Annotated in this window: 13 protein-coding genes; 4 read left to right on the forward strand and 9 right to left on the reverse strand. The window is 37.9% G+C overall.

The genetic code is table 11. The features are described from left to right. The first annotated feature begins 5 nt into the window (after positions 1–5). Positions 6–2,303, forward strand: coding sequence for an FdhF/YdeP family oxidoreductase (locus AC27IF_RS17920; RefSeq protein ID WP_487055716.1), 2,298 nt, complete (start codon positions 6–8; stop codon positions 2,301–2,303). 160 nt (positions 2,304–2,463) lie between these two features. On the opposite strand, the gene AC27IF_RS17925 is transcribed toward AC27IF_RS17920, so the two are convergent. Together AC27IF_RS17925 and AC27IF_RS17930 are read right to left on the reverse strand one after the other, a co-directional pair. After that, entirely contained in the window at positions 2,464–3,267 is an 804-nt protein-coding gene (locus AC27IF_RS17925; protein WP_487055717.1) for an alpha/beta hydrolase, read from the reverse strand. A gap of 6 nt (positions 3,268–3,273) precedes the next feature. Then, positions 3,274–4,389 carry a Zn-dependent alcohol dehydrogenase gene (locus AC27IF_RS17930; RefSeq protein WP_487055718.1) on the reverse strand — a complete coding sequence of 372 codons (1,116 nt, stop codon included), beginning with the start codon at positions 4,387–4,389 and terminating at the stop codon, positions 3,274–3,276. Positions 4,390–4,557: 168 nt separating this feature from the next. Here AC27IF_RS17930 and AC27IF_RS17935 point away from each other — a divergent pair, with 168 nt between their 5' ends. Further along, positions 4,558–5,427 (forward strand): AraC family transcriptional regulator, encoded by an 870-nt coding sequence (locus AC27IF_RS17935; RefSeq protein ID WP_487055719.1) that lies wholly within the window; start codon positions 4,558–4,560, stop codon positions 5,425–5,427. A 58-nt stretch (positions 5,428–5,485) separates the two neighbouring features. Here the strand turns inward: AC27IF_RS17935 and AC27IF_RS17940 are convergent, their stop codons facing one another. The 3 genes from AC27IF_RS17940 to AC27IF_RS17950 are packed head-to-tail and all read right to left on the reverse strand — an operon-like array spanning position 5,486 to position 8,270. Further along, a complete protein-coding gene (locus AC27IF_RS17940; protein ID WP_487055720.1) occupies positions 5,486–6,733 on the reverse strand; it encodes an NAD(P)/FAD-dependent oxidoreductase in 1,248 nt (415 codons plus the stop codon). Between the two features lie 14 nt (positions 6,734–6,747). After that, entirely contained in the window at positions 6,748–7,059 is a 312-nt protein-coding gene (locus AC27IF_RS17945) for a 2Fe-2S iron-sulfur cluster-binding protein (RefSeq protein WP_487055721.1), read from the reverse strand. A gap of 44 nt (positions 7,060–7,103) precedes the next feature. Beyond that, entirely contained in the window at positions 7,104–8,270 is a 1,167-nt protein-coding gene (locus AC27IF_RS17950; RefSeq protein WP_487055722.1) for a cytochrome P450, read from the reverse strand. 194 nt (positions 8,271–8,464) lie between these two features. Between AC27IF_RS17950 and AC27IF_RS17955 the strand changes: the two genes are divergently transcribed. Beyond that, complete coding sequence (locus AC27IF_RS17955; protein WP_487055723.1) at positions 8,465–8,992, forward strand: gluconate 2-dehydrogenase subunit 3 family protein; 528 nt, start codon at positions 8,465–8,467, stop codon at positions 8,990–8,992. Between the two features lie 10 nt (positions 8,993–9,002). Next, positions 9,003–10,694, forward strand: a complete 1,692-nt coding sequence (locus AC27IF_RS17960) for a GMC oxidoreductase (protein ID WP_487055724.1) — start codon at positions 9,003–9,005, stop codon at positions 10,692–10,694. Positions 10,695–10,736: 42 nt separating this feature from the next. Here AC27IF_RS17960 and AC27IF_RS17965 read toward each other — a convergent pair whose 3' ends face one another. From AC27IF_RS17965 to AC27IF_RS17980, 4 genes are all read right to left on the reverse strand, one after another. Continuing rightward, positions 10,737–13,097 carry an alkaline phosphatase D family protein gene (locus tag AC27IF_RS17965; protein ID WP_487055725.1) on the reverse strand — a complete coding sequence of 787 codons (2,361 nt, stop codon included), beginning with the start codon at positions 13,095–13,097 and terminating at the stop codon, positions 10,737–10,739. Next, positions 13,097–15,463 carry a hypothetical protein gene (locus AC27IF_RS17970; RefSeq protein ID WP_487055726.1) on the reverse strand — a complete coding sequence of 789 codons (2,367 nt, stop codon included), beginning with the start codon at positions 15,461–15,463 and terminating at the stop codon, positions 13,097–13,099. The genes AC27IF_RS17965 and AC27IF_RS17970 overlap by 1 nt, the downstream gene beginning before the upstream one ends. 149 nt (positions 15,464–15,612) lie before the next feature. After that, a complete protein-coding gene (locus AC27IF_RS17975) occupies positions 15,613–16,224 on the reverse strand; it encodes a GntR family transcriptional regulator (protein ID WP_487055727.1) in 612 nt (203 codons plus the stop codon). 231 nt (positions 16,225–16,455) lie between these two features. Further along, positions 16,456–18,789: an agarase gene (locus tag AC27IF_RS17980; protein ID WP_487055728.1), complete on the reverse strand. Its 2,334-nt coding sequence runs from the start codon at positions 18,787–18,789 to the stop codon at positions 16,456–16,458. Positions 18,790–19,026 lie beyond the last annotated feature (237 nt).

Genomic DNA, 19,026 nt, shown 5'->3' on the forward strand with positions numbered 1-19,026 from the left:
TAATTATGACAGCAAATAAATATAATGGTCACGCTGGTGGCTGGGGTGCTCTAAAAAGCACCACCAAGCATTTAATCAAAAGTAAAAATATTGCAAGAAACATTAAAAATTTGATGAATACCAACCAAGACCAAGGCTTTGACTGTCCTGGCTGTGCTTGGGGAGAAAAGGAAGAAGCTGGTCGTTTTCGCTTTTGTGAAAACGGTGCAAAAGCAGTTAACTGGGAAGCTACATCTCGACGAATAGGCGGTGAGTTCTTTAAAAAATACAGTGTGAGCTGGTTACAAAAGCAAACTGGCTATTTTCTTGAGGAACAAGGACGTTTGGCTGAACCTTTATTTTATAATCAAGAAAGTGGTCATTACGAACCAATATCATGGGAAAAAGCTTTTACTCTTATCGCTAACGAATTAAACGCTCTTGGAGATCCTAATCAAGCAGAGTTTTATACGTCAGGACGAGCGAGCAATGAAGCAGCGTTTCTGTATCAATTATTTGTTCGGGCGTACGGCACAAATAATTTTCCTGATTGTTCTAATATGTGTCATGAAGCGAGTGGTATTGCGTTAAAGCAAGCTATTGGTATTGGTAAAGGTACCATAAGAATAGAAGATTTTGAAAAATCAGATGCTATTTTTGTCTTTGGTCAAAATCCTGGAACTAATCATCCAAGAATGCTTGACTCACTTAGCCATGCTGCAAAAGGTGGAGCTTGTATTGTCACCTTTAATACTTTAAAAGAGCGGGGACTGGAGCGGTTTGCTAACCCTCAATCGCCAGTAGAGATGCTCACCGGAAGTGCCACAAAAATAACACATACATATTTTACACCTAAGTTAGGCGGGGATATGGCTTGTGTTCGAGGTATGGTGAAAGTTTTGATAGAACGCCATAAAGTCGCGCTGCTTCAAGGCAATAGTGTTTTTAATTTATCCTTCATCGAAGCACATACGCACGGTTTAGAGGAGTATATACAAACCGTTGAAGAGACTGAATGGGATCTTATACTAACTCAATCTGGCCTATCAAAAGCAGAAATTAGCCAAGCAGCAACATTATACCAACAAGCCAATAATGTAATTGTTACTTGGGCAATGGGAATAACCCAACATAAACATTCTGTTGCTACCATCCAAGAAATCATTAATTTGCAGTTACTCTTTGGTCAAATAGGCAAACCAGGTGCTGGTTTATGTCCGATTAGGGGACATTCTAATGTGCAAGGCGATCGCACTATGGGAATAAACGAAAAACCTAGTACAGAGTTTTTATCATCACTCGAGCAAGTATTTTCGTTTACTCCCCCTTCAACACATGGTCACAATGTGGTCGAAGCCATTGAAGCTATGTTAACTGGTAAAAGTAAGGTGTTTATTGCTCTTGGAGGAAATTTTCTGTCAGCAAGCCCTGATACCAATATAACGAAACAAGCACTCTCGACTTGCCGACTGACGGTAAATATAGCTACGAAGCTTAATAAAACGCACTTATTTCCAGGTGAAGTCTCTTTAATACTACCTTGTTTGGGGCGTACAGATATTGATATTCAGGATTCAGGAGTACAGTCAGTTACGGTTGAAGATTCTTTTTCAATGGTTCATCGCTCTCAAGGGGCTGTATCATCGGATACTAAAGATATGCGCTCTGAGCCTGCCATTATCGCTGGAATAGCGCTGGCTACACTCGGAAACAACCCTGTCGATTGGTTAGCATTGTCAAATGATTACGACTTAATAAGAAATTATATTGCTAAAACCTTGCCTGAATTTTCGAATATGAATGAAAAATTAGATAAGCCCGGTGGTTTTTATTTAGGAAATAGCGCCGCAAACCATCAATGGAACACTTCTAACAACAAAGCTAATATTAGTAATAATCTTTTACCTGAGGATATTGTCCCGGCTTCCATTAGAGCACTTAGTAATAATAGAGTTTTCGTTCTACAGACATTACGCTCTCATGATCAATATAATACGACAGTTTATGGCTTTGAAGACAGGTATCGAGGGATTAGCGGAGAACGAAATATTATCCTTATACATCCTGAAGATATTGCTGATTTAGGTTTTAAAGATCATCAACCAGTCGATGTAACAAGTTTGTGGCCAGATGAAATAGAAAGAAAAATCTTTGGTTTTAAACTCATACCTTACGATATTCCTAAAGGAAATATAGCCGCTTATTTTCCAGAAGCCAATCCATTAGTCGCTTTAGCAAATAGAGGTGACTTAAGTGATACGCCAGCCTCTAAATCAATAGCCGTTATTATTGAAAAGCAAAAACAAGTTAATCGAATTATCTAAGTTTATGAGCACAACAAATCTTATCTCATTTTCATTTATTTCAGAAATATAGTTGTTAATAATACCGGCATTGAATAAAATTTCAAAACAGTTATTAGGGCTTGATATTGAAAAGATAACGTCAAGTTTCTAACTATATTAACTTTATCTGCCAGGTTTATTATAAAAGCCCTGACTCTATTTCATTAAAGAATGTTAACGTAGTTGCTAGATGTTTGTGCCAATATTCCCATTCATGTCCACCCGAAAAAGAGTCAAATTGGTAATCAATCGATAAATTATTTAAGGCTTTACACAAGCTTAAATTACTCTCATATAGCGAATCATCTTTTCCGCAATCTAATCGCAGTGGCGGGATTATTGAGCGGTTTTTCTCAAACCAGTATCTGATATTAGATTCATGCTGGTTTTCACAATAATAATCACTAATGGGGTTATCAATAAACTGTTGTAAATCGGCTAAGGATGTTACTGATGAATGAGCACTGATCCCCGAAAATATTTCGGGATATTTTGCACCTAATCTTAACGCACCGTATCCCCCCATTGATAAGCCTGAAATGTAGACATTGCTTAGTTTTCCTGCGCCGTCAATATTATCCAGTACCCCATTAACCACATCTTCAACGATCCACTTTTCATAGTTTCCGTGTTGCGCTAAGGGGAGATATCCAGAGCCATCCCAAAGCCCACCATCAGAGGGCATAACAAGAATAAATTCCGATAAACCTTGTTTTCTTAACTTGTCATAAACAAGATGTGCTCCCCCTAAATCCATCCAGACGTTACTTGAGCCATAAACACCGTGCAGTAAAATAACGATAGGAATATTCTGTTTATTGGATGGGTAACTATAAACATTGATATCTTGCCTGCCGTTAATATAGCTACTGTGAAGCGTTAATGTGGTTGTATTAGCCTGACTATATTTAGGGTTTGATTTTTCAACGCGTAGGATAGTCATCTTTTCTTACTCAGTACTGTCGATTATAACAACACCTTTAGCGATTCGACCATTTAGCATATCATCAAACCCTTCAGCAATTGTCTCTAAAGTATATGTTTTAGTCACGAGCTCTTCTAACTTCATTTGTTTGTTGTTATATAAACTTAAAATCTTATTGAAGTCACGTTCAGGATTACACATACCATATAGCGGGTTTATGTAAATTTTATCCCATTCGAATAATTCACAATCAAAATCTATGCGTTGTTCAATACCACTCACTTGAACTGCAGTACCAGCGTTTCTTATTAGTGCTAAAGGGGCTGAGCCTAGTGCGGGAATAGCTGTACACTCAAATGCATAGTCTGCACCTCGGCCATGAGTTAGTGCTTTTACGTCAGCGCGTACTTTCACAAAGTCTTTATCTGATTTTTCTACTACTATACCGTGAGTTGCACCAAAAGATTTTGCTTGCTCTAAACGTTGTTGATTAATATCAATAGCGATAATTTTAGTAGCACCTGATTGTTTAGCGGCTTGAATTGCATTTAACCCAACACCACCACAACCAATTACGCAAACACTGCTTCCTACATCGACTTTGGCAGCATTCACAACAGATCCCCAGCCAGTCATCACACCACAACCAACAATCGCTGCAGCTGTAAATGGTATATCACTATCAATTTTTACTACCGCTTGGTTTTTAACTACCGCATACTCAGACATAGTACCTAAATGAAATGAACGCTCAATGGGTGTGTTATTATGTAGACTGCTTTCTAGGTGTGCATGACCTGCTAAATCACAACCACAAACAGGCGAATTACTTTCACATATATGTAGATTACCTTCGTGGCATTGAGGACATTCTCCACAAGGAATAGCCCAATTTAAAATTACTTTATCGCCGATAGATAATCCTTTTACATTACTACCAATAGCGTCAATGATCCCGGCGCCTTCATGGCCAACGACGAAATTTTTATGCCAATTATTAATTGAATCCCAGTCGGTATGGCAAATACCAGCGGCTTTAATTTTGACTCTAACCTCATTTTCTTGTGGATCTCCAACTTCAATGGATGATAAATGATAGCTTCCTTGACCATTTGATATGACAGCTTTTACGTTTTTCATAGTTTACTCTTTACAAATTTAGTTAGGCTAATTCAATCATGGGCGTGTTTCTACTTCTGTCAAAATTAAGGTTATAAATATAAAATATATGCTCGATTTGTTGGTGTATATAGACATTTGGTAAAATAAATATCATTATGTTGATGTGTGGAATATTGTAGGAATGCCATGAGAGACGTATATTGTGAGCCTTTTAATATTGAACGAGGCTATCAGTTCGAAATTCATCAGGTCAGTTATCAGAAAAATGAACAGTACAGTTGCTTTATGCACTTTCACGAAGTGCATGAATTTATATTTTTTGATGAAATAGATGGCAGTTATTTTTATAACCTAGGTCAAACACAGCTACAAAGTAATGATATTGTTTTTACGCCAGCCCTTGAAGCACATGATTTTAAGTTAAGTGCACACGCTAAGTCTTGGCACATAGTTCAAATATTGCCAGAGTTTTTCGATAGTGCAGGCTTAGCATGTTGTGAGAACTTTTTTAAACAAGGCATGCATTTACGTATACCTTCAGAAGAAAAATCAAATGTTGACCAATTGATTAAATGGTTATTAGAAAGCTATAAAGACAATCCCAATAGTCAGAAAAGTTTAACTATTTTGAAGTTATTAGTACTCTGGATATCAGAACATGCTAAAGCAGTACAAAAATCTGAAATTAATACAATAAACCAGGCTGCAGGTTATGAAAGGTTATTGCCTGTGATCGATTACTTTAGACAAAATGAAGAAGTTGAGTTGACTATGGTTGAAGCTGCTGTGCTTTGTCATATGTCGCCGTCACATTTTTCAAGACAATTTAAAAGAGTGTTTAGGGTTAGTTTTTCTGAATATCTGTTGCGTCATAAATTATACCAAGCAGCGCGATTACTTAGCAGAGGAAAAGAGTCGATTACACAGATTAGCTATAATTTACATTTTTCCAGTCCTTCTCACTTTATCTCTCAATTTAAAAGGCAGTTCGGTAATACGCCATTACAATTTCAAAAGTCGTTGTTTAGTAAAAGTGATAGCGCGAGAAAAGGTTAGTTTTGGGGATGGTTATACTGTAAAGCTATAATCTAAATATAGCTTTAAAGTAAATGTATCAGTTTATTTGAATATCAAGTGATAAGTCGTGATCACTATCGGCAAGCTTTTCTTTATTGATTAAACTGCGTTGTTTAAGCATTTTCGTTGCCAATACATATGCTTTAGCATGATTGACCGTATCTACACAAAGCAGTTTATCTTGTAGGAAATACCAAACAGAGAACTTAATATCCTCTCCTTGCTCTTCACGTACAACCACATTATCAAAACCAGTATTTAACCCTATCATTTGCAGTTTCACATTAAATTGATCAGACCAAAACCAAGGTAATGAATCATATTTAGCTGTTTTACCACAAATTGAAGCGGCAGCAACTTTAGCTTGATCAACGGCGTTTTGAACTGACTCAAGGCGAATCCAACGATCATAATATTTATTATGGTGATAAGCGCAGTCACCCAGAGCATATATGTTTTTATCACTGGTTAAGCATTGCTCATTAACTTCAATGCCATTGGTGATTGTTAGTTTAGCTTGTTCTGCTAGCGCTTGATTGACTTTTACGCCAACACCGACAATGACAATATCAGCAGGATAATGGTTTTTATCATCACAGATGACGGTAATTTCGCCAGCTTCTTCCGTAATGGCTTGTACTGTTTCACCGGTTTTAATTGTGATGCCATTGTCTGTATGGAGTTGTTGGAAAAAGGTAGACATTGACTCAGTGGTTACTCTGGCTAATAACCTTTCTTCTCGTTCAATTACGGTGACATCACCACCAAGCTTTCTAATGGAAGCAGCAGTTTCTAAACCAATATAACCGCCGCCTATAATGACAACACGTTTGTTTTTTGCTTGTGAAAAAGCTAATTTTATCGCAGTCACATCAGCACTGTTACGTAATGTAAATACTTTTTCGCAGTTATTAACCCCTGAAATTGGTGGAATAAATGCGCTAGCCCCTGTTGCCATTATTAATTTGTCATAGTGATATGACTCATTATTTTCTAGCCCAATAGTTTGACCATCGTTATTAATTTTACAAACCTTAACGCCCAGTTTGAGCTCAATGTTAGCTTTTTGATAACTCGCTTGTGATTTAAGCATGGCTGGCTGAGTGTCGTTGTCGGCTGTTAAATAAGCTTTTGAAAGTGGCGGCCTGTGATAGGGAAGGGCAGGATCACTATCAATTAGAATAATTTCACCAAGCCAGCCTTCTTTTCGTAGTGAAAAAGCCGCATTTACTCCGCCGTGACTGGCACCAATAATAATACATCTTTGCTCTGTAGCTAGTGACATGAGTAATAATTACCTTATGAGCCAACAACGTGTAATGTGACACCATCAAGATTATCAGAGACGTCAATTTGACAACATAGACGACTAAATTCGTTGGCATTGTCATCTAGCTCTAACATATCTTGTTCTATTTCGCTGGCTTGACCTACTTGTGCCATATTCTCTGCGGCTACTTGTACATGACAGGTGGCACATGAACATACGCCACCACAATCGCCGTCAATACCGCTAATGCCATTTTCAACCGCTAACTCCATTAATGAACCTGAGTCTGCTTCTAAAGTCACTTTTTCATCATCTATAGTAATAAAAGTAATTTTGGCCATGATGGCTCCTCTCTCTTTGTTGATATTCGGTTATTATGTTGTTATTACGCCTGTGAAAAACCGTTAAACGTTACTTGTAACTGGTGATAACCAATTTTTCGCTGGAATTGTTGTAAATCTTCAATGTTATCTTCACTTGCTGTGATCTCAATAGACGAGACCTTTTCAGACAATATTGTGATTAAGCTGTTTAATACTTGTCTGGCGTGAGTAGCGCCCATGCAGTTGTGATGACTGAATCCAAAACCTACGTGTGGATTTAATTTTCTATCCAGTACTATTTCGTCTGGGTTTTCAAATACCTTGGCATCTCGATTGGCAGAGGCCCAACATAATGAAATTTTGCTGTCGGCTTTAACTGCATGCTCACACACAGAGCTATCTTGTGTGGCTACTCGCCCCATATGTGTTAATGGCGAGAAGTAACGAACAAATTCCTCAACGGCTTTGGTTCTAATTTCAGGCTCGTTTTTTAGGCGTGCTAACGATTCTGGGTGCTCAGATAAATAAGCGATAGTATTTGTTACGGCATTGATTACAGTATCTCGACCACCAGCAAAAGTTAAAATCATGACCCCTTTAACTTCTTCTTTAGTCATCAGTTTGCCATTAACTTCAGATGCTAATAACACTGAATACAAATCACCACTGGGGTTTGCTATTGCCCGGTCAATTTCAGCGTCAATGTAGTCATATAAAATATTGGCTTTATCAGCATCTAACGCAGACTCATCACTTCTAAATACATGAGTACCCCAGTTAATCCAGACATCTGATTCGTCATAAGGGGTGTTAAGTAGTAATGTTAAGGCACGAGATTGTAATTTCAGGGCAAACTCTTCAACAACTTCCACCGTTGGTAAGGTTATGACTTCTTCAATCAGCTCTTGAATAATAGCATTAAGTTTTTCCTGATAGTCTGCTTGCAGTGGACGTTTAAACCAAGGGTCAATTAGGTCGCGGTAACTCTTGTGCTCAGGAGGATCAACTTCAAAAGGGATTTGTCTTGTAGTACGAATGTTAACCTCTGAAGGAATAACAATTCGACCAGGTGTTGCACCCGATTGATATGTCTTCCAGTTGTGGGCGCACTTTCTAACATCTTTCAAACCAAGCACCATAGTAACAGGCTCGTCGATATCGTTAATTTGGCTAACCCCTTCATTTTCTCTGGGACATTTAAATGGGTCGGCAAGTGTGCTTTTATTCATCTTAATTACTCATACAAAAAGTCAATAACAGCATTTTATTGCACTAAATATTGATAGAATACTAAGATTCATGATTAAAATATCAAATATATGCCTTTGTTGTCACCTGAGTGTCAGTTTCCTGTGAAAAAAGACTTTTGAATCACATAAATAAATTTGTTATGTTGACTGTTTATTGTTAACCAAGTTGAATTATGAATAGAAGAAAATTTTTAGTCAACATATCAACATTACTTGGCGTGAATTTGTTGTCGTTAGATAGTTTAGCTGTCGATAGCGCACTTGCATACTCAGGTAAAGTGACAAGTAAACTAACAAAGGCGCAGCAACAAGTGATTGCTGTTGTTGCAGATATTATTATTCCTGAAACAGAAACCCCTTCGGCTAGTCAAGCGGGAGTGGTTAACTATATTGATTTTTATTTACATGAGTTTTTACCTCTTGCTAGCAAAGAGAAGTTTCTAAAAGGGGTCGCGCTTTTATTTCAATCACCTGCAAACTTGCTCAATTTAACAGATAAGCAGCAGGTAGATTTAATAAAGGGCCTAGATAATCAATTGGCCACAGAACAAGAAAATGCAACTTACAGGCAATTAAAACAGTTGGTAGTTATCGGTTACTACACCTCAGAAATTGGCACTACGCAAGCACTTCAGTACGACCCAATACCTGGACCATATAAAGAAATGAAACTCAAAGATGTTGGCCGAGTTTGGGCGTAAAGGACATATTATGAAGAGTACTAAAAAATTTGATGTTATTGTCGTAGGCTCAGGTATGTCTGGTGGCTATGCCGCTAAAGAGTTTTGTGAGAAAGGTTATAAAACACTTGTGCTTGATCGCGGTGAAATGGTTAAACATAAAGAGTATAAAACCGAGGGGAAAGCTCCTTGGCAAATGCCTTTTCGTGGTGAGGTAAAAGAAGAATTTAAAGAAACACAATCAATTCAAAAAAATATTTATATTTATAATGATTATACTCGCCACCATTTAATTAATGATAAAGAACACCCGTACGAGCAGAAAAAAACATTTATTTGGTATAGAAGTTCGACTGTTGGAGGTAAGTCATTAATATGGGGAAGGCAGAGTTATCGTTGGAGCCCTCTTGACTTTGAATCAAATCAAAAAGATGGTTACGGCATTGATTGGCCTGTTAGATATGATGATATTGAGCCTTGGTACGATCATGTTGAACCCTTTATTGGTATTTCAGGTAGTTATGAAAATTTACCACAATTGCCTGATGGAAAGTTTTTACCTGCACAACCGATGAATGTTGTGGAGCGAGACATGAAGAAAAAGATCGAAGCCGCTTTTCCAGAGCGCCATTTCATTCCGGCTCGCGTAGCTCACCTTACACAGCCACAAAAGCAGCACCTTGAGTTGGGACGAGTACAATGCCAGGCTCGAAGTGAGTGTCCAAGGGGATGTTCTTTTGGTGGATATTATTCATCAAATTCTGCCGCACTACCTGCAGCAGAGCGAACGGGAAATCTAACCTTAACGGCGAATGCTCAAGTACAGCAAGTGCTATACGACGACAAAACAGCTAAAGCAACAGGTGTAAGATATATAGATATGCCTACAGGGGAAGTGATAGAAGTTTTTGCAAAGGTTGTCTTTATGTGCGCGTCAACATTAGCCACAGTGCAAATATTGCTAAACTCTACCTCTCGTTCATTCCCACATGGTATTGGTAATGATAATGATATTTTAGGACGTTATATTATGGACCATTGTGGTGGTGGCGGTGCATCGGGTATGGTTCCCGGTTACCTTGAGGATTACTATAAAGGACGCCGACCTGGAGGCGTGTATATTCCGCGTTTTAGGAATATCGACACTAAAGAAAAAGACTTTGAACGAGGATATGGTTTTCAGTGTGGTGCTAATAGAGCAGGGTGGCATTGGGCAAAAAATGGCAAAGGCATTGGTGAGTCATTCAAAAACCGTGTCAATAAGCCGGGGAATTGGTATTTTACCTTGTGGGGGTTTGGTGAGTCGTTACCTTATTACGATAATCGTGTTTATTTACATGACAGTAAAAAAGATCAATGGGGAATGCCCATACTTGTGACAGATGTCGAAATCAAAGCCAATGAGAAAGTTATGATAAAAGATATGACTGAAACGGCTGTTGAAATGTTAGAGGTGGCAGGTTTAACTAATATTAAAGGCTTTGAAGGTGAAGCCCCACCGGGGGGCGCTATTCATGAAATGGGTGGAGCATGTATGGGGGAAGACCCAACAACATCCTATTTAAATAAGTGGAATCAATGTCACAAAGTGGCAAATTTATTTGTAACGGATGGTGCAGCATTTTCATCGGTATCATGCGTTAATCCATCAATCACTTTTATGGCATTTACCGCAAGAGCGGTAGATTTTGCCGATAAACAACTGAAAGCTAATAAATTGTAATAGGGTACCTTTGCGAGTAATAAAATTTAGCACAAAACCATTTTATTCACTCGCTTTACCTGAAAAGCTAACATGGATTGGCCAGCCGTTAAATTGCTCGCCAGTTTTAGGGTTTACATCCCAAGGCCAACATTCAAGTGTATATTGACTTGTATTATGATCAATTTTGACAATACCATAGCCTTCGCTTTTGATTTGGTTGTCTGATAAGAACTTACCCCAACTCTTATTACCTTGCTCGAATTCAGCGTGAGAGACCTTAGGGTTTGCTACCGCGAGTACTCGCATCTTGTTGCCAAAAGTATCAACAAAGTTACCGGTATTTTTATCGCCTTTGAATTGATTTGAGAGTTGATTGTTACCTTCAAACCAACGTTGCCAAAAAGCGGCTGCTGCTGGACCAGCAAAAAATATTGCGCCATCGTCATAGTCATTAATCCCTTGTTGAGCGACCAAACCAAGATGTTGGTCTCCTGCTAACACTAGGGCTTTGGCTTCACTCACTATTTTAACTGCTCTAGCACGGCCATCCGCTGGATAGCCATTTGAATCATAATCAAGTAGGGGGGAAAAGTCAGCGGAAGTTTGTGGAGATCCCCAGATTGAAGCGGTTAAACAAACTTTAGGCAAGTGTTTATTTGAATCTCTCCAAGCTTTTAAGAAATCTTCTTGACGCTTACCTAATAATTCACCTCTGGCTTTTGAAGGGGAGGTTTTGTTATTTGGCGGTGATTTAAATTTACGGTCTTCAACCAAAGCAAAGCTTACTCCGCCGTAAATAAACTCACCATAAGCAACAGGAATATTATATTTTATTGGTGTTGGATCATAAGCGTCGGGATTATGACCATGTTGTAGTCGATAAACCATACGAACCAAGTCTTTATCGTACTTAAATCCACCATCTTCTTCTTTTGGCTTGCTTGAGTTTTTACCTTCATAACCCCACAAGTTTCCTTGTAGCACATCATGATCGTCAGCTAAAATTATTGTGGGTTTATTTCGAACTGATTCTTTAAAGGTCCAGTACCATAAATACCAACGGTATAAAGTGTCTAGTTTGGCGTGTTTAGTTTCTCGGCCAAATCGAGTTGGTAGCGCTTCATAATATTGATCGCCACAAAAAACATATAAATCAGGTAAGTGTGAGTCGCAGTGATTTACCAATTGATTATGAGGAAAAAGAATATTCTCTTTTCCATAACGGTTTATATGACGCTCTTGTGGAATAAATTTTTTGTAGTTAAGTACATCTAAACTTTTTGCTGTAGGAATAATACAAGAATAGAGCGCTATATTAAGAGGTTTAGCCTTGCCTGGATCTTTTAAAATACTGCCGCTATACAAGACTTCTTCGCTTACTTCAGGGCATATTATTCGATAATCAAATGACTTGTTTGATTGCCAATTTGTGATCCTAAATAGTGTGACATAACCATCATCAATTGGTTTAGTTTGTACTTGTTGCCACTTCGTCTCTTTGTCAGCTTTAACCTCTAGCCTGGCGTTTTGATATAGTGACGTATCTATCGGCATAAACTGAGCGGTGAGTTTTAATACCGTTTGATTAACGCTATGTAAACAGCCCATAATTGGACCAAGTTGGCGTTCTGGATGCTCAGCTATTTTACCTCCGCCTGTGGCTACTTTACTAACGCGCCATTTTGCACCATTCTTACCTGTATCTGGACTGGAAATTAATGAAATACTGCCCAGTAATTCACTGATTTTAACGCCTGTTCTCACAGCAAAACCTAGTTGTTTTCCTGTTTCTGCATTAACAGCAAATAACCTTATTTCATAGGTGTCTTTTCCCGTTGGATCAAAGTGACAATCAAGTAGGATTGGGGTTGAATGTAGTTTCTGTAAATTTGTTTTGTTTTTTGAAATTAACGTATCAAAGCCAAGTGGCTTAGATTGATTTGAAAAATCACGAAAGCTTAATTCACCTTGATGATTCATAACGGCCATAAAGCCACCATTTTCACCCGCTGCCCGTTGTGCTAATGCAGCCCCTCGATAATCAAGCTTTCCTTGACCAACACCTAATAAAAAACCACAGTAACCTGATTTATTTGGCGTGAGGTTTTGAAATGTCGCTTGTATGCGCCCAGGCAAGTGGTTTTCAACTAATGAGCGTGTTAAAAGAGAAACTGTTCGTATTTCAAATGACTTGTCACCTTGTAAACACTCTAGTGCTCCTTGGTGCAGCCGCCAGTCTTGCAGTCTATTTCCCCAATAGTCTTTTCCTAACCAGTGTCGTGTTTGGTCAGTTGGCAATGATGATATTTGACTAACTTTTACTATGCTTTGGCGTTTGCTCGCAGCTAAAACAGAAAGTGGTGAAAGTGATGTACAGCCAATGGCACCACTGAGGACTTTTATGAATTGACGTCGTTGCATTATAAACTTCTCTTAAGCTCAGCTGTACTTGTTATTACCTGCAAACCTTTACTAGCAATGTGGCCACTATCGTCAGGGAAAGTAATACTGATTTGGTTGTTCTCTTGTAAATGACTAAACTCAATAGGTATTTCAATAACGCCATAGAAATTGTCTCGACCTTTACCATTATGGTATTGATCATAACCACGATAATCTTCTGGTACTATAATCACTTGATCATTAATGGTCACTTCAGGGGTGAGTGATAAACCATGTGCTCGGCTGATTCCCAATCTAAGCATTGCCATACCGTGTTCGGTTGTTTCAACATTATTGATATCGAAACTAATAGCGTTATTAGCACTTATTTCAATTAAGTCACTTTGATTAAAGTATTTAGTTTCTGTTGCTGTTTGGTCTACCTTGATATTACTTGAAAAAGTTAATTCAAAAATAGCTGTGCTATCAGCAGCCAGCTCGAATAATTCAGGAAGTAGGTTGGTTGTTGATTCCGAGAGCACAGGTTGGTCATCGTTTAAATATAAATGCTTTGTTAGGACGCTAGTAATATTGGTTGCATTAATATCAAATAAATTAAGATTGACTTCAGTTGCTTGTGATTCAAGGTTGTTTACTATTAAGTAGGCTTTATTATCATCAACATAAGCATCAATTTGAATGTCTTGCTCACTGGTATAGCTTTCAACACGTGTACCATTGACATTTGCCCATAACTGATAAAATTTAACAAGTTCGGTATATACCCATTCCTCTCCCGTTTCGCCAGCCCCTTCTTTTTTCTGACGCATAAGTCGATGATAATAAGGTACAGTATCACTGATGCGACCCCATTCAGCTTTTACCGTAATGAAAGGGATTACCATTTCTATTTGATCAGGGCGTTCTAAAAATGCCGTTAATTGACTATTTAAGCCGGTGAGAATATGCCAATCACGTTTTGGTGTCCAAGCTTGGTTGAACATATCATGAATTTGCCCACCATATTCAGAGATTATAAGTGGTAGTGGCTCGGCTAGTTTATCTTGAGAATAAGACATCAATAAATCAAGTGTTGCCTCCATGTTACTACCAGATCGCAATTGCTTTTTACCACCGATAATTGGAAAGTCATATAAATGAATAGAAATAAAGTCCATGTTATCGCCAGCAATATCAATAAAAGCTTTATCTCTATCCAACCATTGCTGAAAATTATATTTATCGAAATCAGGAAAGGCGACAGTATAACCACCAATGAGTACCTCTGAATTAGGTTTGACTCCATCAATCTCTATATTGCGAATTGCATCAGCCACGGCGTTATGAAAGTGAAACACTTGTTCAACGCTTGTTGGGCTCTCTGCATGCTCGACTAACTCCCAAATAGGCTCATTCATGACTTCTACATACTTAGGTTTAGGCTGGCCAAGTGTATCGCTTTCACTTTGATTAAAGTATTTATGGATATATTGCCCCATATAGTCACCGGTTGCGGTACCAAATGGCTCTATAGCGGTATCTGTCTGTGAGAAAGCCCACCCCAATCCTGTTAATGTTCCGTCAGGCCAATAAGGTCTTTGTTGCGCTCCTACAATCATTTGGGTGTTTCGGTATTCAAGTTGACGTTTAGTTACGCCATTAAGACTATTATCATTGGAATAGTTCCAGCGAGCGCCATTACCGTTAGTTGTTGCCGATATGGGATCAGCCCAGCCAACTTTTCCGGCTGACTCAGGCAATTGACTTAATTGCCAAGCCATACCTCCAGTACTTCGACCGAAATATACATCATTATCTTCAATAAATTCAGTGACTAAATTATCATTTTCGTTAGTGCCAACGGTATACCAATCGTTTTCAGTATGGGAGGCATGAATAGTGATGAACTTTTGTCGATCAAACTCACTTAAGCCAGCTACTTGATGTTTAATATTAAGATTAAAGTCTAAGTTTACGCCAACTTCAGGTGCTTTCATGGTGGTAATAGAATAACTAGCACTTACGCCACCAATAGTTAAAGTTGTCTCTACGATGGCTTCATAATCAGGTGAAGAAGAAAGTCGAACTATCACTGTATCGTTATTACTTATTTCACCACTGTTTGACGTAAATACGCCATTATTAATCGCATATTCACCATTTGATATAGATATTGTACTGCGGCTATCTATACCTTTGACTGTGATACTGTTTGATTCAATCAGTGAATTGATTTCGCTGTTGTCTATATGGGTAAAATTAAAACTGTCTGGTGTGGTATCTGGTTGTAAAACTGGAGGGGGCGTTTTATCTTCACCGCCGTCACTGCCACCACAAGCAGTGAGTATATGACTTAGTATGATAAGAGGAACTAATAGTTTTTTATTGGTATTATTTTTTAGCATTATAATGACTTTATTTTTTTACTGTATGCCTAATCTATCTAACTCCAGTTTAATTGTAAATATTAAATTGTTAACAATTTGTGGTTTGGAATAAAAAAACGCAATATAGGGTATATATTGCGTTTTAGAGAATATATTGAATAACGGTATTATTTAATATTAGCTTTTACTGCTTTTATTGCTTTAGCTGTTTCGCCATTTCTTAGCGCCATTAATATTTCTCTGTGTTCATCTACACAGGCTTCACTTGATTGAATGCGTTTGTAATTCAAGCGCATTCGCATAACGTATGGATACCAAATATTAGTTAACTCATCACCACCAGCTTTGTGAACTAGATAATTGTGAAATGAAATATCTATATTAGTCACTTCGGTAAAATCTTCAGCTTCAAAGGCTGCTTGCAAATCATCAAGAATAGCTTCTAGCTCAGCAAAGTCACGCTCTGTTAAACTACCTTTAAGCTGCTCAATGGCGAATGCTTCAATGTTACGGCGCAAATTAATCATCAGCTTTTGCATTTTAGGCTCTAAAACGCTGTTGACTGATGCCCCACAATTATTTTTTGAAACCAATAAGCCTTCTTTGGTTAATTGTAAGATAACGTCACGAATAGGACCCCGTGATAAACCAAAACGCGCAGCCAATTCTTGTTCTTTTAACTTACTCTCTGGGGGTAAAGCACCTGAAATAATATCAGAGCGCAATTCATTTGCGATTTGATCTTTTATGGTAAGGATTTTAGTTTTAGCTCCAACCATAATGATTCCTCTTTTAAATATGTTAGCCTAATAATAACGGGTTTGACAAAGATTGCAATTAGATTATTGTCTACAAAAAACAAGGTGAAAAAAATAACTTCCTTACTTTTCTTGGTCTTAGTGTTTTTATCGCGATAAATAATGATTGTTAAGGGGAAATAAGCAAAGAAAGCCAAAGATTGTTAACAATCTTTGGCTTTCTGATTAATGATTTAAAGTACTTAGCAGGAGTTACTTATAACGTCGTTCATAAAGCATAGTGTTGATCTTACGGGAAGACTCAATCAGTGGCTGATATGGACTATCGGTAACAGAAACAAAACCTACATTATAGTTTTCACCATCGTAGGCACGGCCAGTAATTGGTGAATCTATATATTGGAACCAGTGAGCGCCAACAAAATACGGGTTATCGATTACTGAGTTCATATAATCTTCAAACATATTCGCTCTGTCTTGTTGGTCTGATGCGTGGATTAGACCAGGGTGAAATAGGCCACTGTCTTTAGCACCCACATGATACTCACCAATAATAGCTGGCATATCTATCTCTTCAAGGAAGCCCCATTTCTTTTTGTGTAAGCCTTCTTTATAGGCATTGTAACTTACCACGTCGACATATTTAGCTGATGCTTTAACCACTTCTATTGGCATACCCCAATCAGGAAAACGAGCTCCCATGTACATATGGTTAGGTAAATGTTTAGCAACAGCTGCATCGACTACAGAAAAGTATTTGTCGGCATAAGCCGTTAACAGTTCAGCGTAATCTGTTACTTGTTGATCGGTATTAAAGCTTGAATCAAAGCCTTTATCAAATGCGTCCCAGCTAGCAATATTCTTATCCCATGCTTTATTCACTTTGTTAATATCAACATATTTAGCTTTCATTAAACGAGTAAACTCGGCCTTTGTTGGTACTGATTCGCCATCACGTTGTAAGGTATGTAAAATAATACCGTATCGTGCTTCTTTAGTTTCAGAGCGGCCAAAGCTTTTTTCGTTATCAATGAATACGCCAACACACCAAGGGCTATTGTTAACTTCTTGAGCGACAACTGCGGCTGTATGGTTTGCTCTAACAGTAAATTCAGGGTCAAATACATCTGGCATAGGTGCCCAGAAGTCATTACCACTAGAGACTGTTTTGTAGTTACCTCTGATCCAGCCATTAGCAAAATAGGGCACTTGCGTATTATCGTAGAAAGTAGGATCTGCCCAGTTACCTAACGAAGTAAAGCCCCAGTTAGTCATTCTATTTAAAGTTGTTTCACGCCATGCTTCCATAAAGTCAGCATTATCAGCGCCATATTTACGTTCTAAATTAGCGGAGTAAAAACTATAGGTTTCACCTTTTTTCAATGGACCAGAATGCGCACTGCGTCGATAACCGTAATGTTTGCCTAAAGAATCTGAATATTCAGGTAACCAATTAAACATTTTTGAACGTACTGTAGAGGCGTTAAATCGAGATGCTACAGCTGAATCAGGTACTCGATTTAGTCCCTGCGAGTCTTCAGGAGTAACATCATCAGCGCTTTGTTGCTCTATCGCAGATATTGGAAAGTCGTAACCTGTCATGGTAGAAGTATTTGATAATCGAATATTCGCAATACCCGAAGCAAAGTATATATAACCTTCAGGATCGATAAGCGACCATTTACCGTCTGTTTTTTCTGTTCTAAAATATCCTGTAGCTTTAAACTTAGGGCCTGACGCCCAACCACTAAACTTTGAACGGTCTGGAATTTTTTGACTAGCAAATATTGCCGACTCTGCTTGCTGTTCTTTAACTATTTGCTCATCAGAATACACTTTGCCATTAAAGTCTTGTTTGGCATTTTGGCCATATTTATCAACAATACCTACTAGGAAGTTCTTATCCATTGTTGGGTTTTTACGCAGACGGATATTTTTAAGCTGAATTTCTTTATCAAATAGCGCGCTCTGTACACTAATATTAATTTTTTTAATTGAAGATAAATCTAAGTTTTTCTTTCCCCATAGAGATATAAACTGGACTTCATTACTTGGCCAAGTGTCTGGGTTTGAACGTAAGCCAGAGGTGAAATTTAGCTCCACACCATCTTTTCCATCTGGCGTGGCCAAATCATGCCCTTTCATTTTTGCATAGTAAGTGTTGAACCCGCCTGTTGGGATACTGACTGAGCGTGTATAGTTATCGCCATTGCCATCGGTTATATCTAAATAGATTTGTGTAGAACGTTGACCTTTATTAGCAATATCAAAAGCGAGGTTAAAATCACTAAACTGGCTCCAGTCCCAGTTTTCTTTCGGTTCAATTGTTAAGCTTGTATAAGTAGTGTCTTCATTGTTGAACTTAACGTTTAGTTGATCATCAACAATACTGCCTTTAGCATGGAAATATCCTAATTTAATATCTAGACTCTCACTACCAAAATCCGCAATTTCAAGTAGCTTTTGTTCAGTTACAGGGGCTACTTGTTTTAATGTGTCATTAACTTGTAAGTTGCTATTGTCTGATTGACAACCTACAGCTAAAGCGACAGTCGATAGTGCTAGTAATGCTCTTAACTTTTTCATCATTCCTCCTAAAGTCAATATTTTCAAGCTTGTCCATATGATTTTTTGTGGTTATCAATTTTATAGTACAAAGCTTAGTTTTAATTTATTCTAAACTGTATATTGGTGATTGTTAACAATTTTTTTATTTTACTTTAATTTTAAAGATAATTTATTTGTTTATGTTAGATTTATTATCCTTCTATTTTGTTAGGTGTAGATATTATTATGGGGTATCTACTTACATTGATTACAATT

The sequence above is a fragment of the Colwellia sp. KS18-150 genome (assembly GCF_057551365.1).

Coding starts and splice junctions, on each gene's coding strand:
- AC27IF_RS17925 (WP_487055717.1), bottom strand. CDS start 3,267: ATGACTATCCTACGCGTTGAAAAATCAAACCCTAAATATAGTCAGGCT.
- AC27IF_RS17935 (WP_487055719.1), top strand. CDS start 4,558: ATGAGAGACGTATATTGTGAGCCTTTTAATATTGAACGAGGCTATCAG.
- AC27IF_RS17940 (WP_487055720.1), bottom strand. CDS start 6,733: ATGTCACTAGCTACAGAGCAAAGATGTATTATTATTGGTGCCAGTCAC.
- AC27IF_RS17930 (WP_487055718.1), bottom strand. CDS start 4,389: ATGAAAAACGTAAAAGCTGTCATATCAAATGGTCAAGGAAGCTATCAT.
- AC27IF_RS17965 (WP_487055725.1), bottom strand. CDS start 13,097: ATGCAACGACGTCAATTCATAAAAGTCCTCAGTGGTGCCATTGGCTGT.
- AC27IF_RS17920 (WP_487055716.1), top strand. CDS start 6: ATGACAGCAAATAAATATAATGGTCACGCTGGTGGCTGGGGTGCTCTA.
- AC27IF_RS17945 (WP_487055721.1), bottom strand. CDS start 7,059: ATGGCCAAAATTACTTTTATTACTATAGATGATGAAAAAGTGACTTTA.
- AC27IF_RS17955 (WP_487055723.1), top strand. CDS start 8,465: ATGAATAGAAGAAAATTTTTAGTCAACATATCAACATTACTTGGCGTG.
- AC27IF_RS17980 (WP_487055728.1), bottom strand. CDS start 18,789: ATGAAAAAGTTAAGAGCATTACTAGCACTATCGACTGTCGCTTTAGCT.
- AC27IF_RS17970 (WP_487055726.1), bottom strand. CDS start 15,463: ATGCTAAAAAATAATACCAATAAAAAACTATTAGTTCCTCTTATCATA.
- AC27IF_RS17975 (WP_487055727.1), bottom strand. CDS start 16,224: ATGGTTGGAGCTAAAACTAAAATCCTTACCATAAAAGATCAAATCGCA.
- AC27IF_RS17960 (WP_487055724.1), top strand. CDS start 9,003: ATGAAGAGTACTAAAAAATTTGATGTTATTGTCGTAGGCTCAGGTATG.
- AC27IF_RS17950 (WP_487055722.1), bottom strand. CDS start 8,270: ATGAATAAAAGCACACTTGCCGACCCATTTAAATGTCCCAGAGAAAAT.